The organism is Photobacterium iliopiscarium (assembly GCF_003026395.1).
Lineage (GTDB): Bacteria > Pseudomonadota > Gammaproteobacteria > Enterobacterales > Vibrionaceae > Photobacterium > Photobacterium iliopiscarium.
The window spans coordinates 80755-106131 of the sequence record NZ_PYOO01000004.1; the positions used below are offsets into that span (position 1 = coordinate 80755).

The 25377-nt window shown below is 35.5% G+C and carries 23 protein-coding genes and 3 pseudogenes; 13 read left to right on the forward strand and 13 right to left on the reverse strand.

What is annotated here, in order from left to right; all coding sequences use genetic code 11:
* Nucleotides 1-560: 560 nt before the first annotated feature.
* From C9J51_RS08045 to C9J51_RS08055, 3 genes are all read right to left on the reverse strand, one after another.
* Nucleotides 561-1805 carry a hypothetical protein gene (locus C9J51_RS08045; protein ID WP_045040725.1) on the reverse strand — a complete coding sequence of 415 codons (1245 nt, stop codon included), beginning with the start codon at nt 1803-1805 and terminating at the stop codon, nt 561-563.
* Nucleotide 1806: 1 nt separating this feature from the next.
* Nucleotides 1807-3003, reverse strand: coding sequence for a nucleoid-associated protein (locus tag C9J51_RS08050; RefSeq protein WP_107274957.1), 1197 nt, complete (start codon nt 3001-3003; stop codon nt 1807-1809).
* Nucleotides 3004-3448: 445 nt separating this feature from the next.
* Nucleotides 3449-3706, reverse strand: a complete 258-nt coding sequence (locus tag C9J51_RS08055; protein WP_082301556.1) for a HupE/UreJ family protein — start codon at nt 3704-3706, stop codon at nt 3449-3451.
* A 164-nt stretch (nt 3707-3870) separates the two neighbouring features.
* Here C9J51_RS08055 and C9J51_RS08060 point away from each other — a divergent pair.
* Together C9J51_RS08060 and C9J51_RS19705 are read left to right on the forward strand one after the other, a co-directional pair.
* A pseudogene (locus C9J51_RS08060) lies at nt 3871-5034 on the forward strand (alpha-hydroxy acid oxidase).
* A 105-nt stretch (nt 5035-5139) separates the two neighbouring features.
* Nucleotides 5140-5274, forward strand: coding sequence for a hypothetical protein (locus C9J51_RS19705; protein WP_255418358.1), 135 nt, complete (start codon nt 5140-5142; stop codon nt 5272-5274).
* Here C9J51_RS19705 and C9J51_RS08065 read toward each other — a convergent pair.
* The 4 genes and pseudogenes from C9J51_RS08065 to C9J51_RS08080 all read right to left on the reverse strand — a co-directional run bounded on the left by C9J51_RS08065 (nt 5260) and on the right by C9J51_RS08080 (nt 8957).
* Entirely contained in the window at nt 5260-5835 is a 576-nt protein-coding gene (locus C9J51_RS08065) for a TetR/AcrR family transcriptional regulator (RefSeq protein WP_045040745.1), read from the reverse strand. The genes C9J51_RS19705 and C9J51_RS08065 overlap by 15 nt on opposite strands.
* A gap of 145 nt (nt 5836-5980) precedes the next feature.
* Nucleotides 5981-6421, reverse strand: a pseudogene (locus tag C9J51_RS08070) (SDR family NAD(P)-dependent oxidoreductase); the annotation flags it as partial.
* 107 nt (nt 6422-6528) lie between these two features.
* Nucleotides 6529-7299: an SDR family NAD(P)-dependent oxidoreductase gene (locus C9J51_RS08075; RefSeq protein ID WP_045040727.1), complete on the reverse strand. Its 771-nt coding sequence runs from the start codon at nt 7297-7299 to the stop codon at nt 6529-6531.
* 422 nt (nt 7300-7721) lie between these two features.
* A complete protein-coding gene (locus tag C9J51_RS08080; RefSeq protein ID WP_107237018.1) occupies nt 7722-8957 on the reverse strand; it encodes an SGNH/GDSL hydrolase family protein in 1236 nt (411 codons plus the stop codon).
* A gap of 468 nt (nt 8958-9425) precedes the next feature.
* Between C9J51_RS08080 and C9J51_RS08085 the strand changes: the two genes are divergently transcribed.
* Complete coding sequence (locus C9J51_RS08085; RefSeq protein WP_045038263.1) at nt 9426-10265, forward strand: class I SAM-dependent methyltransferase; 840 nt, start codon at nt 9426-9428, stop codon at nt 10263-10265.
* Nucleotides 10266-10803: 538 nt separating this feature from the next.
* Here C9J51_RS08085 and C9J51_RS08095 read toward each other — a convergent pair.
* On the reverse strand, nt 10804-11373 hold the full coding sequence (locus C9J51_RS08095; RefSeq protein ID WP_045038265.1) for a TetR/AcrR family transcriptional regulator: 570 nt from the start codon (nt 11371-11373) through the stop codon (nt 10804-10806).
* Between the two features lie 175 nt (nt 11374-11548).
* Here C9J51_RS08095 and C9J51_RS08100 point away from each other — a divergent pair.
* From C9J51_RS08100 to C9J51_RS08140, 9 genes and pseudogenes are all read left to right on the forward strand, one after another.
* A pseudogene (locus C9J51_RS08100) lies at nt 11549-11689 on the forward strand (DUF417 family protein); the annotation flags it as partial.
* 139 nt (nt 11690-11828) lie between these two features.
* Nucleotides 11829-12635: a Cof-type HAD-IIB family hydrolase gene (locus C9J51_RS08105; RefSeq protein WP_045040729.1), complete on the forward strand. Its 807-nt coding sequence runs from the start codon at nt 11829-11831 to the stop codon at nt 12633-12635.
* Nucleotides 12636-12754: 119 nt separating this feature from the next.
* A complete protein-coding gene (locus C9J51_RS08110) occupies nt 12755-12934 on the forward strand; it encodes a hypothetical protein (protein ID WP_045038267.1) in 180 nt (59 codons plus the stop codon).
* Nucleotides 12935-13052: 118 nt separating this feature from the next.
* Entirely contained in the window at nt 13053-13850 is a 798-nt protein-coding gene (locus tag C9J51_RS08115; RefSeq protein ID WP_045038268.1) for a Cof-type HAD-IIB family hydrolase, read from the forward strand.
* Between the two features lie 129 nt (nt 13851-13979).
* Nucleotides 13980-15365 carry an MDR family MFS transporter gene (locus C9J51_RS08120; RefSeq protein ID WP_045040730.1) on the forward strand — a complete coding sequence of 462 codons (1386 nt, stop codon included), beginning with the start codon at nt 13980-13982 and terminating at the stop codon, nt 15363-15365.
* 199 nt (nt 15366-15564) lie between these two features.
* On the forward strand, nt 15565-15780 hold the full coding sequence (locus C9J51_RS08125) for a hypothetical protein (RefSeq protein WP_082301553.1): 216 nt from the start codon (nt 15565-15567) through the stop codon (nt 15778-15780).
* Nucleotides 15781-15971: 191 nt separating this feature from the next.
* A complete protein-coding gene (locus C9J51_RS08130) occupies nt 15972-16391 on the forward strand; it encodes a GNAT family N-acetyltransferase (protein WP_045038270.1) in 420 nt (139 codons plus the stop codon).
* Nucleotides 16392-16599: 208 nt separating this feature from the next.
* Entirely contained in the window at nt 16600-17172 is a 573-nt protein-coding gene (efpL, locus tag C9J51_RS08135; RefSeq protein WP_045038271.1) for an elongation factor P-like protein EfpL, read from the forward strand.
* 114 nt (nt 17173-17286) lie between these two features.
* Nucleotides 17287-17748, forward strand: coding sequence for a GNAT family N-acetyltransferase (locus C9J51_RS08140; protein WP_052675299.1), 462 nt, complete (start codon nt 17287-17289; stop codon nt 17746-17748).
* Nucleotides 17749-17827: 79 nt separating this feature from the next.
* On the opposite strand, the gene cspE (C9J51_RS08145) is transcribed toward C9J51_RS08140, so the two are convergent.
* Together cspE (C9J51_RS08145) and cspE (C9J51_RS08150) are read right to left on the reverse strand one after the other, a co-directional pair.
* Complete coding sequence (cspE, locus tag C9J51_RS08145) at nt 17828-18037, reverse strand: transcription antiterminator/RNA stability regulator CspE (RefSeq protein ID WP_036794623.1); 210 nt, start codon at nt 18035-18037, stop codon at nt 17828-17830.
* A 460-nt stretch (nt 18038-18497) separates the two neighbouring features.
* Complete coding sequence (gene cspE / locus C9J51_RS08150) at nt 18498-18707, reverse strand: transcription antiterminator/RNA stability regulator CspE (RefSeq protein WP_045029050.1); 210 nt, start codon at nt 18705-18707, stop codon at nt 18498-18500.
* A 544-nt stretch (nt 18708-19251) separates the two neighbouring features.
* Here cspE (C9J51_RS08150) and C9J51_RS08155 point away from each other — a divergent pair.
* Complete coding sequence (locus C9J51_RS08155; RefSeq protein ID WP_045038272.1) at nt 19252-19566, forward strand: DUF496 family protein; 315 nt, start codon at nt 19252-19254, stop codon at nt 19564-19566.
* Nucleotides 19567-19868: 302 nt separating this feature from the next.
* Here C9J51_RS08155 and rsmF read toward each other — a convergent pair whose 3' ends face one another.
* From rsmF to C9J51_RS08170, 3 genes are all read right to left on the reverse strand, one after another.
* Entirely contained in the window at nt 19869-21299 is a 1431-nt protein-coding gene (gene rsmF, locus C9J51_RS08160) for a 16S rRNA (cytosine(1407)-C(5))-methyltransferase RsmF (protein ID WP_045040731.1), read from the reverse strand.
* 204 nt (nt 21300-21503) lie between these two features.
* The gene (locus tag C9J51_RS08165) at nt 21504-24131 is read right to left on the reverse strand and encodes a PqiB family protein (RefSeq protein ID WP_045040732.1); all 2628 of its coding nucleotides are present in this window, start codon (nt 24129-24131) and stop codon (nt 21504-21506) included.
* Nucleotides 24112-25308: a paraquat-inducible protein A gene (locus C9J51_RS08170; protein ID WP_045038275.1), complete on the reverse strand. Its 1197-nt coding sequence runs from the start codon at nt 25306-25308 to the stop codon at nt 24112-24114. The genes C9J51_RS08165 and C9J51_RS08170 overlap by 20 nt, the downstream gene beginning before the upstream one ends.
* Nucleotides 25309-25377: the final 69 nt, after the last annotated feature.

Here is a 25377-nt window from a genome sequence, read left to right on the forward strand (position 1 = left end):
AAATGTTATAACATCATTTGGTTTTTTTTGTCATTTAGAACATAATCACTAAAAATAGTCCACCTGGAAACATCATTGTTTTTTTTAAAAATCTTTAAATCTAGCATTATTTTTTTTATTAAATGTGTCATCAAATGCTAACAAAAAGTTATGTAATACTAATCCGGCGTTTTTTTGACCATAATGATGAATTCCGTAAATTGAATTGGTTATGTTCATAAAAATATATAATTCCGATTAATGACAATAAAAAAGGTCCTTAATTTTAATATCATTTTTAAACGTTGCAATCATATTAGTGAATGTTTTCAATTCTATTGATATTAGTCAATTATTATGAACTTACTATTGTTGGGTAGGAGACTTACTTTGGGGGTGTATATTTTTATATTAGAGGATAAATCATTTATAGGTTCTTTTAAATCATCAAAAAGATCAAACGAGTGTAACTCTCGGGAAATAAAAATTTTCTGGCCTTCTTAGCCACCACCACCGAGGTTGGTAATTTAGATCATTTTCGGTGGTGAAGGGCTGAGCGTGATGCGTAACGCTTTTTTAAGTTATAAATACTGCGTTAAAGTCTTTAAAAAAGAGATAGAATAAGTGATGAACTGTGGGTTCATTTTAAGCCAGACAAAAAGTATAGAAAATAGCCAAATAGACCAGATTATTTTTTTAATAAAAGACATGCTAGATTGAGCTTTATCAACCATTTTTGATAAGTCTTTTTCTGTTTTTTCTGCTTCTTCTCTTATCTCAGATTTTTGGTTTAAAACTTGATACCGAGAAAATACATTTGTTATTTGTTTTCTTATATGTTTGAACGAGCAATTATATATATTCAGCGATGAGTGTATTACTATACAAGTAGCTAAAAGTGCAACTACAACACCAATTGCATTAATTAAATTGTCGACTCTCATTACAGCACTAATAGCAATCATGGCACCAGGAATAGCTAAAGCTTTAGTTTGAGCTGAAGAGGTAATATCATTTATTTTACCCGTGTATTCTAAATCTTTAGAGTTTATCTCTTGAATTACTTTATTTATTTTAAAATCACTTATGAATATATTATGGTGTTCATTATATATTTTATGTAATTTAACAAGATTACTCATACAATATGTGAAAATATTATTGCTATCACTAAGTGTTTGTATTAAAGAATCAAAAGCAGAGCGCATACAGTTTTTACGCTCTTTGTCTTGTTGATCGTCTAGTTCAATACATTGTTTTAATTTGGATAATGAGTCTAAACTATTATCCAAATTAATCTTAATGAATAAATTATTAAAATCCTCATAATCTATTGTTGTTTGAACTGAATGTTTAGCTCCTCCATCATCATTATTAACAAGTAATACTACTTTCTGAGACCCTTTTATCTTTCCAGATTCAGGGATAGAGTGATCAGATAATTCTGCAAGTAGAGAACGAAACCCTAAAAATAATGTTATTTTTTTATGTATTTCTAACTCTTCAGAATAGACGAATAATTTGTTGTTAGTTGGATTGAAATACATACAATTTAATGGGTGCTCCCCATGAGTATCGGCGTATTCAAATATTTGCTCTTCACCAATATAGAAGACTTGTACTTTCCAGGCTGTTTTCCCGATCTTAAAGCGTAATTTGTTATCTCTAATAGGTCTACTAGGTGAAGTGTAGCCCAACTCTTTAAATTCATTTAAAATTGATGGTTGGTCACAATCTTCAGTTAATTCAAACGTAAGGGCGCTAGTATCTTCGTTAGATATAATAAGATTTTCAAGTCGACAATGTAATTTGTGAAGAGTTGTCATATCAACTACCTGATTTTTCTATCATTCTTAGTATTTTTTCGCGAAGTTTAGAGTTGTTTATTCGAATTTCTAAACGTTTAGTTTGTTTATTATATTCGACATCCTTACCATCGCCTGAATTACCTATTTCATTGTTACAATGAAGTTTTGCTATAAGCCCATGATCTTCATCAGATAAATCAATCCAATGTTGGTCTTCAATTTGTTTTCGAGTTGGTTCAATATAATAATTAATTAATAGTTCATTTTCGTTAACAAACGTAATAAAAGTATCTTTTAGGTGCTCATATTCTTTAGGCAGTTCTGACTCGATAACGGTAGCAGCTTCTGATAATGAGAAAGAAGTTGTCTCTGATTTTTTTGTTTTTGCTAACAAGCCTGTTAGTTTGCTAGTGGCATTTTCTTCAAAATCAGAAGATAATCCGTTAATAACGCTAAATTGAGATATTGCTTCATACAGATTTTGTAAAGACTGCCCATTGTCTGATTTTTCTTTGCAGCCGAAAGCTGTTCTGAAATATTCAGCTGATGATGAACCTCTAATAAATTTTAAATATGCTTCTGACTCTAGAGTATTAGGATAACATTGACTAAATAAATCAATATTAATTGATACTGCTTGCTTTAATGCTTCTAGATTAATATGTGCTGCTGATTTTGGTAACAATAAACTATCAGTTGTAAAATCAAAACCTAATTTTGTATCAACCATAACAGCTAAAAATTTGCCAAAGTCATCATTTTTTGTATTACGATAATGCATGAAGACTATTTTACAACTACTAACTTTATGGACTCCTGTCTCAAAAATTTTTGCAGTTAATTCAGAAGTCATACTTTTAACTAAAAGCTTGAAATCTTCTTGAGATGCTGATGATTGAATATATTTATGAATATGAGATGGAATCTTATTGTCTGTGTTTTTTTCATAATAGCTATGGAACTTATTTTTACGTTTAAATTTAAGTTCAACTTGTTTAATGAAATTATATGAAACGTCTTCTTTTTGTAATGGCCATAACATACCTAATTTTGGAACAATCGTTTGTTTTTTCTTATCAATATCTAATTCTAAAGTGACAGCATGAACGGCAACTAGTTCGTTTAGTGATGGATCAATTAATGGTATGGCGATCGCATCGCAACTTGGGCACTCTGATTGAGAAAAACTGGTATCACAATTATGGCAAGTGTACATAGATAAAACCTAGAAGTATTTTTTTGACATTATATGCATGTAGATTGTTATGTATAGTGTTTTGAACTATTAGTGATAACTATGTTGATTTTATAGATTATGATTGTTTTTTTTGATACTAATTTGACTGATGAGAGTGATATTTAAGCTGTCATGATTAGTTTAGGATATGCTAGATTGATATAATAATTAGCTAATTTTGTCCCTGAAATGTCCTCAGTAATAAATAAAGTCGTTTAGCTATTCTATATTAGATAGTTATAAGTAACGTATTAGAGTCAATCCCGTATAATTTTAGCTCATTGGTCTTTTTCATTATTATCCCAAAGCTGCGGAGTTAATGAAACGGCTAGCTATTTGCTAATATAAAGGTGGCATCCATACCATTCTCACTTGAGCTAATTAGATTTAAAGGCTTTTAATCTGAAAATTAGCCATCTCAAGTTTAGTGAAATACGATGTAAACTCGCTGAATAAACCAAAATGAAACCATAATTCCTATGATATATAACGGTATTTGTTGAAAGATAAGCTGTTCGATTTCTACGCCAATATTAAAAAATATGCCAGTGTTAGAGGAATGCGGGTTTGTTGCCGTCCAGTCGCTTTTTAGTGCACTTGCAAAACTTAAATTGCCAAAAAGTTCAAATAAAAACGAGATTAGCCACGGTAAGCGTCGGCTTAATATCTCTTGGTAAGAGATAGAATACCGTTGTTTTTATACATTAAATATTGAAATGTAAATTCTTACTTATAGCGTGTAAAAGCGATAGTTGTTTGTTTTTTTTGTGATATATATGTAATAGAAAGATAAAGTTCAGTTATGAATTCCAATAAAAATATTATCAAAATAATAAAGGAAGTGTCATGAAAGACTATTTTAATACTGCATATCCATCCATCGATCATCTAAGAAAAAAAGCCAAATCACGGTTACCGAAGTTTGCGTTTGAATACGTAGATGGCGGTTGTAACAATGAAATTGGTTTAAGACGAAACACAGATGATATTCGTAAGCTTGAACTTATTCCTTATTATTTAAGAGATTATAAGGATGTATCTTTAAAAACTACATTGTTTGGTGAAACTTACGATGCGCCATTTGGTGTAAGCCCCGTTGGACTTCAAGGCTTAATTTGGCCGCAAGCACCTGAGATTTTAGCGAAAGCGGCTTTTGATCATAATGTACCGTTTGTATTGAGTACGGTTTCTACTGCGTCGATTGAAACTATTGCTGAAATTACTGAGGGTAAAATGTGGTTTCAACTTTATCACCCTGTTGATGATGCTATTACAGATGATTTACTTGCTCGTTGTAAGGCGGCAGGGGTTAAAACCTTAGTCTTACTATCTGATGTTCCAACCTTTGCTTATCGTCCTAAAGAAATAAAAAATGGATTGGCGATGCCGCCAAAAATGACAGCAGAAAATATGCTGCAAATTATGCTTTCTCCTGAATGGGCATTGGAGACATTAATTAAAGGCAAGCCGGAATTTAAATCGTGAACCAAATATATGTCTGGTTCGATGAATATGCACCACTTAGCGTTATTTATGGATAAAACATTTAATGGACGTTTAAGTGAAGAGAAAGTACGTAAGTTACGTGATAAGTGGGACGGTAACTTAGTGCTAAAAGGGTTATCGACTGTTGAAGATGCAAAAAAAGCGATTGAAATCGGTCTTGATGGGATCATCGTTTCAAACCACGGTGGACGTCAATTGGATGCGGGTCCATCAACCATCAGTAAAGGCATTGAAATTCTTAATGCTTGTAAAGGCCAAACAACCATTATGATGGATAGTGGTATTAGAGAAGGTTCTGATGTTGCTTGTACGCTGGCGGCGGGCATGGACTTTACATTTATGGGCCGTAGTTTTATGTACAGTGTGGGTGCTCTTGGTCAAAATGGGGGTTATCACGCAATGAATATGTTGAAAAAACAACTTCAACAAGTGATGGAGCAAGTGTGTTGTGAAAAACCACAAGATTTGCCAAATCATCTGGCTCAAATTAAAAATCTTTGGTAACTAACTGTTTATTGATATTACAAATAAGCATGATAAGAAGGTGTACTGAGTGCACCTTTTTTATTGGTTAATGATGAAACGGTTAAATTCTATTTTTATCTTTAAATGAAATATTTGTACACTGCACCATTGCGTGATGTTCTTGCTGATGTTGGTGTAACAGAAGATATGGCACACTATAAAGTGCAACGTCGCTGTAAAAAATCACAGGGTGACGGCAGTATTTTATGTGACGTTTAAAACGACACTAAAGTAGTTGTTAACTACTGCTTGAATATAATCAGCATCTTTAAATTGTGAAATAAGCATAGAACCTTCTAATGACACAAAATAAAGGCGTGCGGCATCTGTGGCAATTAATTGTGATGGAAATTCACCGTTGTTAATACCTGCTGTTATTACTTGTTCTATCCATTGCTCATTAAAGGTAACGAATCGATCAAGCTGAATTTCTAAGCTATTAGTGAGAGAATAAAAATCCGATGCATACATACCACATAAACAAAGTTTATCTTCATCACGCACTGTAATAAAAATATTAGCTAACGCTTTTAATTTATCGGCAGCGGTTACATGTTGTTGTTCGATGGTTATTAACGCCGTTTTATACCGTGCAAGGTAACGTTCAAATACAACGATGGCTAAATCTTGTTTAGTTTTATAATGATAATGAATGCTGGCTGTTTTTATACCCAGTTCATCTTGAATATCACGAAAACTAAACCCGTTAAAACCACGACATTGAATGTATTTTTCGGCAATATCAGCAATTTTTGCTGCTGTAGGATTAATGTCTTTCATCATTGATATTCACATTACTAAGAAGATCAATAATCTATCATTTAGAATTAAAGATCACAATTTTTTCTACCTATGAGTAGAAAGGTAATGGCGACGTATTCATCGCCATTATTCAATAAAAAATGACTGTTATTGTTTCTGTGTATTAATTGCGTCCCGCCATCACGCCGCCATCGACGTCAAGCACCGTACCTGTGATCCATTTTGCTTTATCTGATAATAAAAACTCAATCGCATCTGCAATATCGGTGGTTGAGCCGATGCGTCCAATAGGGTGAAAATCATTAAATCCTTGTAGAGCGGTTTCAATTTCATCTTCAGCAATGAATGACTTATAGATAGTTGACAGTACAACCGCAGGGGCGACAGCATTAGCACGAATATTGTAATCTGCTAATTCCATCGCTAAATTGCGGGTGAACGCATGTAAGGCTGCTTTTTGCATTGAATAAGCCGATGATGGGGTTGCTTTAATTGCTTGATGTGCCCACATTGAACCAATATTTACGATTGAACCACCACCATGTTGTTGCATGTTTTTTGCAACGGCTTGAGTAATGAAGAAAAATGCTTTGTTGATATCTAATATTTAGAATTAAAGATCACAATTTTTTCTACCTATGAGTAGAAAGGTAATGGCGACGTATTCATCGCCATTATTCAATAAAAAATGACTGTTATTGTTTCTGTGTATTAATTGCGTCCCGCCATCACGCCGCCATCGACGTCAAGCACCGTACCTGTGATCCATTTTGCTTTATCTGATAATAAAAACTCAATCGCATCTGCAATATCGGTGGTTGAGCCGATGCGTCCAATAGGGTGAAAATCATTAAATCCTTGTAGAGCGGTTTCAATTTCATCTTCAGCAATGAATGACTTATAGATAGTTGACAGTACAACCGCAGGGGCGACAGCATTAGCACGAATATTGTAATCTGCTAATTCCATCGCTAAATTGCGGGTGAACGCATGTAAGGCTGCTTTTTGCATTGAATAAGCCGATGATGGGGTTGCTTTAATTGCTTGATGTGCCCACATTGAACCAATATTTACGATTGAACCACCACCATGTTGTTGCATGTTTTTTGCAACGGCTTGAGTAATGAAGAAAAATGCTTTGTTGATATCTAATTGAAGATTGTAATCTTTTTCAGTATGTTCTAGAAAACTTACCGGTTTAAAAAAACCAGCAGCGTTAACTAGATAGCCAATATGGCGGTTTTCGTTTTCAAGTTGACCAATAAAAGTATTCACGTCTGCAGGGTTATATAAATCAACTTGTGCTGTTTCAACAATGCCGCCTGTACGTTGTTCTAAATCGGCTTTTGCAGTGGCTAGGTTTTCTGCATTGTGAGATAAAATCATAACAGGAATCCCTGCGGTTAATAAGCGTTCTGCGGTTGCTTTACCCATACCTGATGAACCGCCAACGATGAGTGCAATTGATGATGTAGTAAACATAATGTATCCCTTTATTATTTGACTACCTACTAGTTGGTAGGTGCGTGATTAAAAAAAGAAGCGAGCATCTAAATTAAATAGTTTGTGCTTCGCTTCATTGGTTTTAAATATAAGGTGATTTGTTTTTAACGTCAAATCATTTATCTACCTATCGGGTGGTAGGTTTGTTATCATTTTGATTTTTAAAGAATTAAAATTATTACCTTCTGGCGCAACTGTTTTGCATTTTCGACTAAGATCACACTGCTATAAAGTGACTATGTATGCTCACATCCAATATGTATAACTCAAATAAGAGTGAAAAGGCATCGTATTTAAATTGGGCTTGCTCTGTTTCTTGAGATGTTAAGGTAAGTTATTAATGGTTTTATGCTAGATCATTGGCACTAACCGAAAGCTAGTGCCAATAGTATTAACACTCTTTAGTTTATTGAAACACTGGTAATAATTTTTTGAGCGATATATTTGTGCATCGCTGTGGTTGGGTGGGTAACTCCCCAGAAGACATATTTATCTGAACCATGTTGTGCGCAATCATTAGTAAGTGCGTGGCTCATTAAATAATCTTTAAATGAGCTACGATTAATGTTCATACAAGCATCTTTAGCATTCACAAAACCATATTTTTGAGGTTCTGAAGTTACGTTTTCAAATATCTGATATGCGTCGACAAACGTAATGTTGATGCCTTTTTGTTTATAATAAGTTGCTTGTTCTTTTATAAAGAGATTGAATTGTTTAATTTGCTGACTAACTAAAGCGACTTTATCTGCGGTGGCGTATTTAAATTGAGGTGCTTTGCTCGCATCAGGTAATGTCATCAGTAAAATATTTTTGGCACCAGCATCGGTTAAACGGATCAACGCGGTACTGTAATCATTTTTTACTTCAATTACGTTACGGTCATAATTCATAAAGTCATTAAGACCAAACTCTAGAGTAAATAACGTATTTTCAATGTGATAATTATTTGCAGATTTCATGTATGTGTTGAACGATGAAATTTGGTCATAAATACCAGTAAGAATGCCATATTCATTGACACCCGCAGCACCACCAACAGCCCAGTTATATAATGGTAAATTTTTAGCGTCAGCCAAATATTCTGTCCAAACTAAACCATTACTGAAATGACCTAGGAACCAGCTATTACTATTTGGAAATACCCATTGTGAGCCATTAAAAGTATTACCCGTATCTGAAAGGCTATCACCAAAAGCGACGATTCTATTGATTGTATTGGCTTGGTTAGCTGTATCGTTACTCCAGATTGTGTGGCTATAAGATGCCTTTATATCTGAAGCATAAAACGTAATGTCAGCATTTTTATTATCAGTATCAATAGACGCAGCGCAGCGTTGTGCGATTGCTTTATTTGACACATCAGTATAAAACATATTTTTAAATGAAATAGACGACCACCAATAACCCGGCAGTTTATAATAACTATTATCGCTATTTTTAGCCCACACCCAATCTGTTGCGGGTTCATCGTGGCTAATACTGGTGCGATACCAGCATTTTACGTAGGTATAAGTATTATCAGGTTGAGTGATCGCATTTGGTTGTGATGGTTGATTTTCAATATGTTGAACGTTATCAGAAGCAGTTGCAGCAAAAGGGATTAATAACGTTAATAACAAATATGCCTTGTTCATGACAGTCCTTTATTTTAATAACTCATTTTAATTACAGTGATGAATAACACTCACCGACAATGTAAATGGTTGCATTGTTTTGCTACATTAATAGAGCCAATAATAAGAGTCAGGTTTTATATTTCATAATGGGATACTCTTCTAATAAATTGATTAATTGGAGTTTTTTGGTTTCGATTTTAATTCATATTCTATCTGTATTTAATCAGTTGTGATTATTTGTATTCATTTAGTGAATAATATAAGTTCTGATTTGAGGTTAAAATACTGATAAAGAATGGTTGTAAATGATGTTTCATCATGATGGCGATCATTAGCGTAGAAGATAATTAATATGCTGAAATACATTATTAAACCGTGATGATATTGTTGATTTAAGGTGGGGTGACTTGGTGAGTTACGATGGCGATATGACCGTTCTGTTTTATGTTATAATACCGTCAGTGTTTCCAATTAGATAAATGAACTATGCTTGGCTATTACCTTCATACCAAAAATGCGCAACAGGCATTAGATGCCATCAAGCAAGGACTTTCTAGCGTCCGAATATCGACAGATCTTAATCTCACTGAGCAAGACTTTGTCGTTAATGATCAAGGTTTAATTCTTGATGAAGATAACCATCTTTCTATTGCTGATCTTAAAAAAATCGTTAAAAAGACGCAGAGAATTTATCTTTGTAATGATGGCGATATCGATCCATTAGAAGATCGCAGTGTAGGTTATTACAAATTAGCACCTACAGATGGTGCGCCACTACTTGAGATCAGTGGTGTTAAAATGCACATATCAAAAGGAACTGACCCTTTTAAAAGTGCTTCTGAAATGGCTAAGCAAGCGGTTCGTAGCGGTGATAATGTGCTCGATTGTTGCAGTGGTTTAGGCTACGCCGCGATTGCTGCACACCGGTTAGGCGCTAAAAAAGTATTAACCATTGAGTTAAGTGAATCGGTAATGGGTTTACGCGCTCAGAATCCTTGGTCAAGCGATTTGAACAAGGATGGGATTGAACAACGTCAAGGCAGTAGCTTTGAATTGATTGAGACAATGCCTTCAATTTCTTTTGATGCTGTTATTCACGATCCACCACGTTTTTCTCTTGCTGGTGAGCTATATAGCGAAGAATTTTACAGTGAGATTTACCGTGTATTACGTCAAGATGGACGTCTTTTTCATTACACGGGTAATCCGCATATCATGAAAAAAGGCAGTGGTTTTGTTGATGGGGTTATTCGTCGATTAAAGGCTGTTGGTTTTAAGAATATACAGAAAGTTGATCATTTAATGGGTGTGAGCGCCCAAAAGTAATGTGATAGAGCAGGAGCCAAAGGCAATTATGCGTAGTATTACGTGTAATTGCCATGGCTCCTTTTTTGTTGCTGCTTAATCACGATTATTTGTTTTTATTTTTCTTTATAACATGATGTTCTTTATTGCCGGGATGATGAAATTTTGAATTGATCACTCTATTATCAATAATGGTTGGTGTGATGACTTTTTGGATGTTTTTCTTATTGCCCGGATGATGGAATTTTGAATTTATGACCTCTGTGCTAGAGAAAGCAGATGTTGAGATAAATAATAAACAGAATATAAAATAAAGTTTCATATGAATTGTCCTTTTTTCATGTGCATACTTATAAGTTTAGAGGGTAAATACATATTAAATTATAGATGATTATATTAATTAATTTTCTTTCATCTTTATGCCATTGGAATGATTTTTCGCAAAGATAATTATGATAAATATGTGATCGGTTTCAAAGTAGTATCGTTTTTAATTATGCTGTTATACGCGAATTTAAATAGCTATCATATATTTATAATAGCTATTTAATTAAATGGTTCATTTATTATCATTAAAAATAACATTGAGATACATTTCTTTTGCCATTGGTATTAATTGTGTATTTTTTGTTATTTGTAATGATGCTAATAATCCATTAAAAATTAGCTCTGCTTGTTGTGATTTAAGCTCAGCATTATGAATGTTATATTCAGTTAATAAATCTTTAATCATATTTACACGTGCATTTTTGTAGCCGCTACATATTTTAGCAATATTATCGTCGATATGGTTAAATTCACTATAGGCCAATTGAAAATAACAGCCATTGAATAAGTCATCTTTCATTAATGACACTAATATTTCAAATCGTTCTGAAAGCTTTTGTTCTAATGTTAATGTAGGATCTGCAAAAATAATATTTAGACTATTTAATGCTCGTTCACTGAATAAAGATAGGGCTTCTTTTATTAAATTTTCTTTTGAAATGAAATACTTATAAATAGTCGCTTTAGATACTCCTGTTGCAGATGTAATACTATCCATACTAGTACCATGAAAGCCATATTGCGCACATAAAGTAATTGTTTTATTGACGATGTTTAATCGCTTTTCTTGTTGCTTATTCATAGATCTTCACCTCTGTTGTCATTATCCCGATCATAACAAAATAAACTGTTTAGTTCAAAATACTTGACAGGTGATATGCCACAAACTAAATCAAACTGAATGGTTTAGTTTGATAGGATCAATATGGACAGTTTAAGGACAAATACCGTATCGCCACCAGCAACAACGGTAGGGTATAAATACACCAAATACTTGGAAAGTGGTTGATGGTGTTCCCATTGCCAACTTTTTTTTAGTCAAAGACATTCTATTTCTAGCCATCGCAATAATGGTTGTGGAACACAATAAAAAACCATTATCAGCGGCAGATAAGTAATTATAAAATAAAGGTTATTCTATAATATATAGTGACACTCTTTGAAGATAAAGAGTATCGCTGTTATATGCTAGTAGAGAATTTAGAGGTAATATATTGTCACTTAATTAGGTTACATATAATCGGAGTAATAATAGTAATGGCATTACCGATAAAATTTATTGCAACAGATATGGATGGCACTTTACTGAATGATGTAAATGAGCTTCCTCATGATTTTTTAGACGTATTTAATGCGTTAGATGCCAGAGATATTTTATTTGCTGCTGCGTCTGGTCGACAATATTTCACGTTATTAAAAATGTTTGAATCCATAAAAGATAAGATACTTTTTATTGCCGAGAATGGCACTTTAGTGATGTATCAAGGTAAAGAACTTTACAGTGCAACCATTCCTAAAACTGAAACGGATACTATTATTAATACCGTCCGTAATATTGAACATACACACATTGTTTTATGTGGCAAAAAATCAGCTTACACAGAGACTAAAGATAAGCAGGCTCAGCAAGAAATCATGAAATATTGCCATCAGATTATGTTTGTTGATGACTTATTAGATGTTGATGATGAGGTGATTAAAATATCAGTATTAAACTTTAACGGTACTGAAGAACATATTTATCCTTTTGTTGCCCCTTTATTTTCTGATACCCATCAAGTCGTTGTTAGTGGTAAAACATGGTTAGATTTTATGGATAAACAGGCATCAAAAGGGCAGGCGATTAAGGCAATGCGTGATCAATTTGGATTTACGTTTGAAAATAGTATGAGTTTTGGTGATTTCTTCAACGATGTCGAAATGCTTAATGAAACCTATTTTAGTTACGCAATGAGTAATGCCCATCCTGAAATTAAAAAACTAGCTCGATTTATGGCCCCCAGTAATAATGAGCAGGGCGTCGTAACTGTGATCAAACAACAAGTGTTACAGCGTCACGAATAAGAAGTAAGGTACAACCGTTTACAACCTAAGTAAGGTTATAAATTCCATTGACAAATATTGGTAATGAATTACATTCTTATTTAGGTGTATTGACACGTTGCATAATCAAGGAGCATTTTATGAATACAGATGAACTATTTCCTTTATATGTCATTATTTCTGTTGTTGTTTTTTTATTCTTCATGTTCTTTTTATTTATACAGTTATACCTAAAAGCGAAAAAAGAAAATGTTGGGGGATGTTGTCGTACAGAGGTAAAACCAACATTAAAGCAAAAAAAGAACAATAATCATCACTAATTACCCAGCTGAAAGAACACCATTATGTAATGTAATGGTGTTTTTTTTATTAAAATTAATATCATTAACAGGTAGAATATTAAACATTAATAATAACATGTTGGAATAATTACTGTTTATGACATCTTCAATCAAATTTATCGCAACAGATATGGATGGCACGTTACTGAATGATGATAAGGCGCTTCCTGCTGATTTTTACGCAGTGTTTAATCAACTGGATGCTAAAAACATTCTTTTTGCTGCTGCATCTGGTCGGCAGTATCAGAGCTTAGCAAATACGTTCGAGCCAATTAAAGATAAGATGTTGTTTATTGCTGAAAACGGTACATTAGTCATGCACCAAGGCAAAGAACTCTATAGTTCAACTATTCCTACCCCTGAAATTCATGCCATTATTAATAGCATTAAAACGATTGAAAATACCTTTATTGTTCTCTGCGGTAAAAACTCTGCTTATACTGAAACAACAGATAAACACGCGCTAGAAGAAATCAAAAAATATTACCATAATCTTGAATTCGTTAATGATTTACTGGCTGTCGATGATGAATTTATTAAGATTGCAGTACTTAATTTTAATGGTACAGAAGCGCTAGTGTATCCGATTATTTCTCCGTTATATTCCCAAACTCATCAAGTTGTGATCAGTGCTAAAGTGTGGCTAGATGTGATGCATAAAACCGCCTCTAAAGGTACAGCAATTAAAGAATTACAACGTATATTTAATTTTACATTTGAAGAAAGTATGAGTTTTGGTGACTTTTTAAATGATGTTGAAATGCTAAAAGAAACCTATTTTAGTTATGCGATGGACAATGCGCATCCTGAAATTAAACAACTAGCGCGCTTTCATGCACCGAGTAACAATGACCAAGGTGTAATGACAGTGATTAAAGAGAAAGTATTAAACTAAATATTGGGATAGAGTATTGATTTTATTTAGATATTAACAAATTATTCAAACTGTTTTGATGATGATGTTTTTAAATATAATGAAGCAATACAGTGAGTTGTATTTGTATACTTAAATAAAGGAAAAGGAATGTCACCCCAACGTATATTTGCCAGTGTCGCGCTTGTTATTGCTTTAGGCTCGTTAGAAAAAAGTATTGTTACCACGCCATTATCTCTTATTGGCCAAGACTTAAATGCAGGACAAGCATTAACATGGGTTGTAACTGCTTATTTGTTGGCAGCAACAGCCGTACTTCCTGTGTATGGTAAATTAAGTGATATTTTCGGGCGTGTAAAAATGCTCAACGTAAGTATTGTTTTATTTATGCTGGGCTCTATTGCGTGTGGTTTATCCGATACGTTAGGGCAGTTAATTGCAAGTCGTGTTTTGCAAGGACTGGGTGGCGGTGGTTTAATTGCATTAGCCTTTACCGTGATTGCCGACAGTATTCCCGCTCGTATTGTAGGTAAATATCAAGGTTATATCTCGATTGTTTATGCAGTATCCAGTATTGCAGGGCCATTACTGGGTGGTTTCTTTGCCGAACATCTTAATTGGCGCTGGATTTTTTGGATCAATTTACCGTTAGGTTTACTGGCTTTATTAATGGTTAATCGTACGTTATCTCATTTAAGTAAAGGTCGAAAATCACCGTTTGATTGGAAAGGTGCTGCGTTACTTATTAGTGTAACGACACTGGTATTATTATTGTTATCGCCGGAATCTCAACTCCCGATAGGTTGGGTATCAGGCGCGTTATTATTATCGTTAATACTGCTTTATATTGTAGAAAAATTCGCGAAGGATCCCATTCTTCCTGCCCGTTTAGCGCGTCTGCCTGGTTATTTAGTCAGTGTTAGTTTGATTTTATGTTCACAGTTACTGATGTTTGCCGTGTTAGTGTATTTCCCTTTACAGCTTCAATGGCAAAAAGGACTAACAGCATCAGAGAGTGGATTATTTATGATGATCTTTATGTTTAGTATTACAACGGGGGCATTTATTGGCGGTAAATTAATTGCACGATGGGGTAATTATAAGATTTTCGTTGTACTTGGCTTTTTAATGACATCATTGGCTTTATGGCAATTACATTTTGATTTTGAAGTGAAACTAGCGCTTATCTTTGCCGGTATTGGCCTTGGTTTTACGTTGCCAGCGTTAAGTGTGGTTGTACAAAACGTATTACCACCGCGAGATCGTGGTATTGGGATGTCATTGTTTAATTTTGGGCGTGAGCTAGGCGGTGCTATTGGTGTGGCTGTTTGTTCTGCGATCTTCCATTTTCAATTGCCAGAGAATGTATTGGCAGATAGTACGAATGGTTTGGCTGGCGTTGAGACGCAATTGTTAGAATCTGGGTTTAATACGACTTACCTTGTGATGGCAGCTGTCGCGGTGGTGGCCTTTATTTTGGCGGTGCTGGCATTGAAGAAACGGCCATTGTCTGATGAAGTGGAATTAGAGTCATAAAGAATGTGTAATGGAATAATGTAACAAAAAGGTTGAGGGAAATATTGAAATAAAACGAATTAATCACAGTATTATTATTTAGGGGTGAATGTTGCTTACTGAAAGTGATACAAATCTAACTATTGGGATTATTGAGTATCTCCTACAATTTGATAGGAGTAATGTCTTTACTCAAGAATACTACTATTCAGAGGTGATTATGAGTTTGTTTTATGTTGATAAAAATACGCAAGATAACGGCGATCATGAAATTCATACAGCAACATGTAGCCACAGTCCTGGGTTGAATAATTGTGATGCACTGGGTTATCATACTGCATGCAGTACGGCACTCGATGCGGCAAAGAAGATATACCCGCAATCAAATGGTTGTTATTACTGCTCATATTCCAGCTATACATCTGAAAGTAAGTAAAATATTACAAGCGACGTTATAATACAGATTACGTCGCTATTTTTATGTCTATTTTTTGTTGTTCCTCTGTTTAGTTTTTATTTTCTGCAAATGGTAATACCACGAATAAATTAATCACTGATATTACAACGATGCTATCGTAATGTGGTGTAGTATCCGCTCTATAAATCGTATTAATATGAAGATTAAACATGGAAATAGAATATAAAGTTAATCACCCAATTACTGTGAATCAGTATATTACATTGGTAAACAAGTCGGCGTTATCTGAGCATAGACCAACCGACAATGAAGCAACAGTCAAAGGCATGCTAGAGAATAGTAATTTAATCGTAACAGCATGGGTTGATGATCAACTTGTTGGTATTGCTCGTTCAATGACGGATTTTCATTATTGCTGTTATTTATCAGATCTTGCTGTTGATGAAAGTGTTCAATCAATGGGAATTGATAAGTACCTTATTTTAGTTACGGCAGAGTCAATGGTTGACGGTTGTAAAATAGTTTTATTATCTGACCAAAAAGAGGGTGGCTATTATTCAAAAATGGGTTTTAAGGAACAGAACCGAGCATGGGTATTAACCGATATCAGTGAGTTAGTATTACCTTAATATAGCGGTTATATTACGGCATATAAATGATGTCCCTTATAAAACCATTGTAAGAGAGTAATAACTGGATTGAATTATTCTCTTGTCTATCTATTGACCATGTTAGTAGAACAATGCAAAAAAATAGAGATTGGACTATCATATTACTTGCTATAAATCTGTATCTTGGTGTAATTTCTCACCACTATTTATTTTTGGAATAATGATCATGCCAAAGGCTAGTGATATTAAAAAATTTGCAGCTATTGAACTTAACGGTAAAGTAGCTTTAGTTAAAGAAATTACTAAGCTAACGCCTAGTGGCCGTGCTGGCGCAAGTCTTTACCGTATGCGTATTTATGATGTCGCAACAGGTTCAAAATCAGATGTTAGCTTTAAAGCTGATGAAATGATTACATTGGCAGATTTTAGTCGTCAGAAAGCATCTTTCTCATACATCGATGGTGAAGAATATGTGTTTATGGATGATGAAGATTACACTCCATACACATTCACTAAAGATGCAATTGCTGAAGAATTACTGTTCATTACCGAAGATACTAAAGGTATTGAAGTATTAACTGTAGATGGTGCACCTGTTGCACTAGAACTACCAGCAACAGTAGAACTAACAATTGTTGAGACAGACCCGTCAATTAAAGGCGCATCTGCAAGTGCTCGTACTAAGCCTGCAACAATGTCTACTGGTCTTGTTGTTCAAGTTCCTGAGTACATTGCAAATGGTGAAAAAATCAAGATCAACACCGCTGAACATAAGTTCATGAGCCGTGGCGATAAATAATAATTAGTTATTGTTGTTTTATAAAGCCAGTGTCGTTTATGCGACGCTGGTTTTTTTTATACGCCATTTATTTTGGTGTAAGGCATATATTAAACATAACGCATAGGGAATAATGTGGTTCAGACAATAACAATTGGTGTTGCTAAAAAAGAAGATCTACACGCGGTGTACCAATTAGAACAACGCCTATTTGGCGAACACTGTTATCCGGATTTTTTTATTCGCCAAGCTTATGATTGTTGGCCTGCTGGTTTTTTAATCGCTCGTGAACAGAATAATGTTGTTGGCTATGTGCTGTGCGCGCCTCAGTTTAATGATATATCATTAAAGGTATCAGAAGGGTGGATCTTGGCGTTAGCAGTTGATACTAGCGTACAGGGACGAGGTGTGGGTAAAACATTAATGCAAGAGGCCATGGATGTGCTGAGTGGATGTAAAAAACTCTGGTTAACAGTACATCCAGAGAATCATGCTAAAAAACTCTATCAACAACTTGGTTTTGTCGATGTTGAACAAGAAAGTGAGTATTTTGGTGTGGATCAACCACGTGTAAAAATGGAGTACGTGGTGGCGTAAGTCATTATTGCTGAAAAAATAGCGATAAAAAAAGGGTACTTGAGATACCCTTTACTTCTTTCAACCGTTCGTTGAAAAATTAAGCACGCTCAACGTTAGCAGCTTGAGGACCTTTTTGGCCTTGCTCAACGTCAAAAGATACTTTTTGACCTTCAGCTAGTGATTTGAAGCCTTCACCAGTGATAGCACGGAAGTGAACGAATACGTCAGCGCCGCCATTGTCTTGAGTGATAAAACCGAAACCTTTCTCATCGTTGAACCACTTAACGATACCAGTTGCTTTAGACATATGATGTCTCCTGAAAAAATAAATTAATAGCGCACATTACGCTGGTTTACTTATGTACAAAAGAATAATGAAGCGCTTCAGGACAACTGTGAACATTTGAACAGTGTATCGAAGTTTTCTATTTTAATTTGTTGCATAAATAGGCCTTTAATAAAACCACAAGTATTAGGCCATTTTCATTTTGAAAGGGCAAGTTTCTCTTGTAAGAACAAACCAATAATGTGACCTCTTTAACAAAATAATATGTCGCCTTGTTATGCTATTGTTTGCTTATTTGTGGGAAGGGTATTGATCGGAGAAATTGGGGTTTTATTGTATGTTGAATGGTATTTGCATTGATCTAATTTATATCTAGGCTATTACGAAATACAACAATCTGGTTTTTATGAAGAGGCATAGTTAATAAGAAAAAAAAGGGCTGAATGCGCCCTTTATTCTATGGATATTCAAGGTTAATTTATTAAACCCTTTCAACGTTTGCTGCTTGAAGACCTTTAGGACCTTGTTCTGTTTCGTAAGACACTTTTTGGCCTTCAGTTAAGGTTTTAAAGCCATCACCACTAATCGCACGGAAGTGTACAAATACATCAGCACCGCCGTCATCTTGAGTGATAAAACCAAACCCTTTTTCTTCGTTAAACCACTTAACGGTACCTGTTGCTTTTGACATGTTGTCTCCTGATCAATCTATTCATCACACGGTATAGCCAATATTTGATTACGGAGCGATTTGAGTGTTGAACTCTGTTGCTGATCATGAAGATGACAGCGAAGATATCCTTGTTCAGATTGCTTTAATTGTAAATAAGTACTGGTCTACTATGAAGGTTAGGTGATGATTGGTGATTTGTAAATTAAATTAGATTTTTTTGTAAATAAAAAGGGCAGTGGTCGTGGTGATAGCATGATTTCTTTGCTATTTTACAAAAATGTATTCTTTGTTAGCAATTATCTCAAATATTTCTTGAACGAAATCAAAGCAGACTCAAATAGTAAAGGGCATAATTTGGGCAAGAAGGAATCTTTAAGCGTATGTTAACGCATCATCTAAACGATAATCTTCGGGTATTACTTGAGTTTATAGCAGATTTTCTGATATAACGATTTTAGAAAAAAACTGAGACTCGACGGTTATGTACTAGGAAGTGCATTTTTCCTAATTATTAGCATTAAATCAGTTTCACAAGGCTTTATTTTCATACTAAGGACAAAACATGAACAACATCCTTGAACTTGTTCGTCAGGCACGTCGTAAAAATAAACTTAAACGCGAAATTCTAGATAACGATCGTAAAGTTCGTGATAACCGTAAGCGTGTAGAATTACTAGAAAACATGCTGGATTATATCAAAGTTGATATGACACACGATCAAATTTTAGAAATCATTGAAAATATGAAAAGCGATTATGAAGATCGTGTTGATGATCATATTATTATCAGTGCTGAACTATCAAAAGAACGTCGTGACGTTAGCAAGAACGTTAAAGATCTTAAAAAAGCAGAAATCACAGCACACAAACATAACTAATCTTTTGTTTGTTGGCTAATGAAGACCTGGGCTAGATGCTCAGGTTTTTTTTTGCTTATTTTTATGGGTATGTTTGAGGCTGGAGCAAAAAAGTTTGAGTAGGTATAAAAAGAGCCCGAAACGATTCCTGTGTCGGGCTTAGGGGAATGGCCCACTAATGAGCCTTGCGCTAACTGATTTATATCTGGAATTTGATTACACTATCAATACTAGCTTAGCTTTGATGATTTTCCAGTTTTAATGAGAAATAATTATTTATTTCATCAATAAGGTATTTGTTAGCATTAAAGGGTTGAATGGGATTAGATGTCAAATAGGTTAGTATCGCGCACTAATTCACGAGGTAAGCCATTTTTAATTCGGTTTCCAACCCATTTACCGATACCAATAGGGTAATCACGGTAAGTAACAATCACTTCACCTTTACCTGTTAAGTCTTCTGGTCGAATATCTCGTCCCATAAACCACTCTTTAGCCTGTGGTGCTGTTAATGCAATGGCAACTGACTCTTTACCTGTCGCTAATGTCATGATCGCCTCATGTTGCCAGCGATAGCCTTTCTTATGTTGTTCAGCAAGCTTAATGCCAATACGTTGGAAGCGAATCTCACCAATTAAGGCTTTAATTTGTGTTGGGAATAACCACACTTCTTTATCACGTAGCCAAATATCACTGTTTGCTGATAAACGGATATTAAGATCTGTATTCAGTTGTTCCGCAATCAGTTGTTGTTCATCAGCTTTAACTTGGTTAAATGGGAATTTACCCATGCGTTTTTTAACTGGATCAGTATCAACAGAGGCATGTTTGCGAATACGAGCAACAAAGAAACCTTCGCTATCAAAAACCTGAGGGTAAACGTGTAAAAAGCCTTCCGCCGTTAATGCCTTGGGTGCGCCTTCAAATAAATCCCCTAAAGATTCAAATTCAACCGCATCACCAAAGGTTTCTTTAAGATAATAACAGACTTCTTGGTTTTCACGCTGGTTAAGGGTACAGGTTGAATACACCATAACGCCGCCTGGTTTTAGAGCTTGGAATGCACTAACAATTAATTTGCGTTGTACTGCGGCAATTTCATCGATGGATTCAAGGCTCCAGTTGGCCATGGCATCGTCATCTTTACGAATAGCGCCTTCACCAGAACAGGGTGCATCGAGTAAAATAGAGTCAAATGCTTCAGGTGCCCATGTGCCGAACACACAGCCATCAAAATGTGTTAATGCTGCATTATGAACACCACAACGCTGTAGGTTGGCGTGTAATACTTTAATGCGGCTTGCAGCAAGTTCATTGGCCACTAATGCGCCTTTGTTTTGCATAGCACAAGCAATTTGAGTTGTTTTAGAACCCGGTGCTGATGCCATATCAAGCACGCAATCAAGGGCGTCATTGTTATCAAGTAAAGCGGTAACAGGCATCATTGAGCTGGCTTCTTGAATATAAAACAATCCAGCCATATGCTCGGCAGTATTACCTAATGAAACGCTCTTTTCATCCTCACGTTTGATCCAAAACCCCGTATCACACCAAGGAATAGGGGTTAACGTCCAATCTTTATCAGCAACGCGAGTAAGAAAATCCGCCACACTTATTTTAAGTGTATTAATGCGAATGCTGCGACGTAACGGCGTTTTACAACAGCTAATAAACTCATCAATACTCAGGTTTTCTGGCATTGTATGCTTGATGAGATCAATAAAAGCGTCAGGAATATAGATATTAGGATGCAAGGTAGCACTCTCTGTCAAACTAGCAATGTCGGGATTCTATACTAAATAAGGGCAAAATTATATCGGCTATCTATGCTTCTAAGGGGAGGGATAAACAGGGATTTACGCTCACTATTATTTTGTGTACAAAAACCGTGTTTATTAGAGAGTAAGCGATCAAAAAAGGAGCATTAGATGCTCCTTTTTTATTTACAGTATTAAGGGTTATTTAATTGGGATCGCGGTGCGCCAATCTAACCATTGTTGGTTAACTTCTTTATTAAGTAGGAAGTGTTTACCTTGTGTTGCTTGTTGCGCTAGAGGATGGGTTTCTGGCGTTGCAAATGAGATCCCGCCACGGAGTAAACTATCAAATGTTCCCGCTTTTACTTTTGCTCCAGTAAGACCCACATCGACATTTAATCCAGAAGCATTCCAGAAAATACTGTTAGTACGAATAAGATGACGATATTTTTGTTCAATTTGAATCGTAATTAAAACCCGATCAGCCAAGGCACCTAATGCGACTTTAATGACTTGTCCTACTTGAATGTCACGGTAAAGTAGTGGTGTCCCTTCACTAACAGATCCGCGATCTTCACTTTCAAGGATAAAGGTTTTTCCTGCATCAAATAATTCAGCTGAGCCTAATTTGAAATTATGAGCGCTTAAACCATTACCGGGTTGTACTGCAATGTATGAGCTTAATAATGAGTCTAAGTTTTCGCTACCACTTAAACTGATTTTAGGTTTAACGACCCAAAAATAGCTGTTTTTACGTGCAATGATTTTTGCATATTGTGGAAATAATCGCGCTTGTACAGTAACGTTATTACGATCAAAATTTGGTTCAATATTATCAACTTTACCAATAACTACACCTTGATATTTAATCGCGGTTGATTTTGATATAGAGCGGGCATCATCAGCCGTTAAGGTGATCATGACTCCAAAGTGTTGAGCATCACTTAAACTAGGATAAAGTTTATAATCATTACCTGAACGATTAACAACGCCGTTGATGGAATCAAATGCAATACCGCCTTTTAACAGGGTTGAGAGTGGAGCTGCTTTGATTTTAACGCCGTTAAGTCCAGCTTCAACCTCAACACCAGAACGATTCCAAAAAACAGTATTGCTATCAATTAAATGACGGTATTTCTTTTGTATATTAACGTTAATTTCAACGCCTGATGTTTTAAGTGCAAAACGGGTGATCTCACCGACTTGTAAATTACGATAAAGTACGGGGCTACCTTCAGATATTGGTGGTAAGTTTTTCGCTACCAACGTAAGAGAAGTAAAGCCTTTTAATTGTTCATCGGCTAATTTTGCTAAATGTCTATTTTTAAATAAAGAATAACTGTTTTTGATACCGGGTTTACCGCTGGCTGTAAAACTTATTGCACTACTTATTAATTGATCTGCCGCAGGAATAGAAACGTCAACACCGTTGTTACTGATATTAGCTTCAATGCCTCCATCAATAAAGAAACGACTATGAGATCGTACTAAATGGGTATATTGCGGTTGAATTAAAGCATCAAATCGAACTTGATCACCATCGAGTTTTACAGAGGTAAGATGACCAACATCAATACCACGGAAACGCAGTACTGTACCGGATTTTAAGCCATAGCTTTTATCTGCAAAAAGAGGGAATACTGCGACACCGGGTTGTTGTTCTTCAAGTGTATTTTGAGTAATAGCCGTAAAGTGACGTATTTTTTCACCTTCGCCGGGAATTAAGCGTAAGTAGTTGCCCCGTACAAGGTTACCAATATTTTTAACACCAGAAAGTGAGACTTGTGCTTCTTCGAGTAATAATCGAGAACCACTGTTGAGTAAATCACTCATGCTAGGCTCAATTGCGGCATGAGCGATAATTTTATTGGTTTTATCATCCAGTTTTAGATCGGAAATTTTACCAATTTGTAAGCCTCGATACATAATGGGGGCACCTGAATTGCTTACATTATTGTTATCAGGCAGGGTGATTGTGATCGCGATACCACGACCAGCGGTATTAATATCAGGGTAGAGATTAAATAAGTGCCCATCATCAATTGGTGTGCCTTCATCTGGAGAGTCAAAGGCAATCGCACCGGCAATGAGTGCTGATAAACTTTCAAACTGAACATCAACACCATTAAAACCAATGTTAGCATTGACGCCACTAACATTCCAAAATCGACTTTTATTAGTAATAAGATTGGCGTAACGCGGTTTGATTAATGCATCAATTAAGACTTCTTTTTTATTGGCACTAAGGGTGTAGTTATAAATTTCACCGACAGGGATCTTTTTATAAAAAATTTGGGATCCAATGCTAAGAGAACCTAAGTTAGGGGCTTTTAATTGTAGCGTCAAACCATTATGTGCTGGCATGTTTGACGGTTGATTTTCTAGGGCTGTAAATTGAGTCGCAAAATCCCCAGAGCCAGGTTGAAGAGCAATATAGTTACCAGATACAAGCGCATCTAATCCTGAAATTCCAGTAATAGACGCTTTGGGTTTAACTAACCAAAATTGAGTATGCGAGTGTAATGTTTTGACTGCTTCAGGGTAAATATCAGCAGAGACATAAATACTTTTAAGATCTTTAGATAATGTTACATCTCGAACAATACCGACTTCTAAGCCTTGATACCGTATTGTTGTACGGCCTGCAACTAAACCAACGGCATCATTAAAGTGGATTTGAATGCGTTCACCGCCTTCATTGACAGCTTTATATAATAACCAACCCGCGACAATAATCGCGAGTAAGGGTAATAACCATAGAGGGGATAAGCCGCGATCGCGACGAATATTAACCTGTTGTGGTTGTGTATTATTTTGTTCGTTGTTCATATTTGTCCCAGATTAGACGAGAATCTAAGCTCTCTGCTGCTAACATTGTTAAGATGACGACCACGGCAAAAGCAATTGCCCCAGGTCCTGGTGTGAAGTCAAGAATTTGACCACGGTCAATTAGAGCGACCATAATCGCGATCACAAAAAGATCCATTACTGACCATTTTCCAATCCAATGCACTATTCGAAAAATACGCATGCGTTGTAGGTGTTGGCTTTGTTTTTTAAACTGAATGCATAATAATATATACGCTAACCCAATGATTTTAGCGACGGGAACCGCAATACTAGCAACAAAAATAATGATGGCAATACCTGTCATCCCTGTTTTTACTAATCCGGCAACACCTGAAAAGATAGTATCTTCAATCCGTTTACCGTTATTCATAAAGATAGAAATAGGGTAAAGGTTTGCGGGCAAAATGAAAATACTGGCAGTAATAAGATATGCCCATGTTTTTTGTAGTGACTTGGGAATTCTATGGTGTAATGGGCTACCACATCGGCGGCAGTCGAGTAATGCTTCTTGGGTTAATTGACAACAATGACAGACGGTATCAAGTTTATCACTGATATGTTCATCTTCTGGTTGCCATGCATCCCAATAACGACGAACACTGATTTTAGTTAATAGTACTGACAATAAAATCTGCATGCTGATTAAACAATATAATCCTATACCCACATAGATTTCTGCCACTTCTTGTACTTTAAAACATGAAATCGCTAAGCTGACTAAGAAGACTTCTAGCATTGTCCATTGTTTTAAGTGAGACAAGATCCATAACGACACTTTAAAAATACGGAAGTGTCGAAAACGTAATGAGAATTGCGCGCTCACAACGGCACTCATTAGTAATAATGGCGCAATGGCACTACAAAAGAGGATTAAGATAGCAACTTCTGGAAAAGTAGGTGCTAGCGCAATGGTTCCTGATGCGAGTGTCGCAGGGATCATTTGACCCACTAGACGAATAGTAATTAACGGTAAACTAATAGTGGGTATATAGAGAATAAGACAAGCCACCGCAATCGCTAATTCTGCATTAAAGTGCGCAAGACCACCGCGATAAAGTCGAGTATGACAACGTGGGCAATAGGCACTGTGTCCTTGGGTTGCGGTTTGTGGCAACACAAGTAAATCGCAGCCTGGGCAGCGTCGAGCCTTCGACATGGTGCGTTTCTTCCTTTTATAATTAGGTGCACAAAAGCGCTCATTGAGTAACGAGTTATCCATTATTAA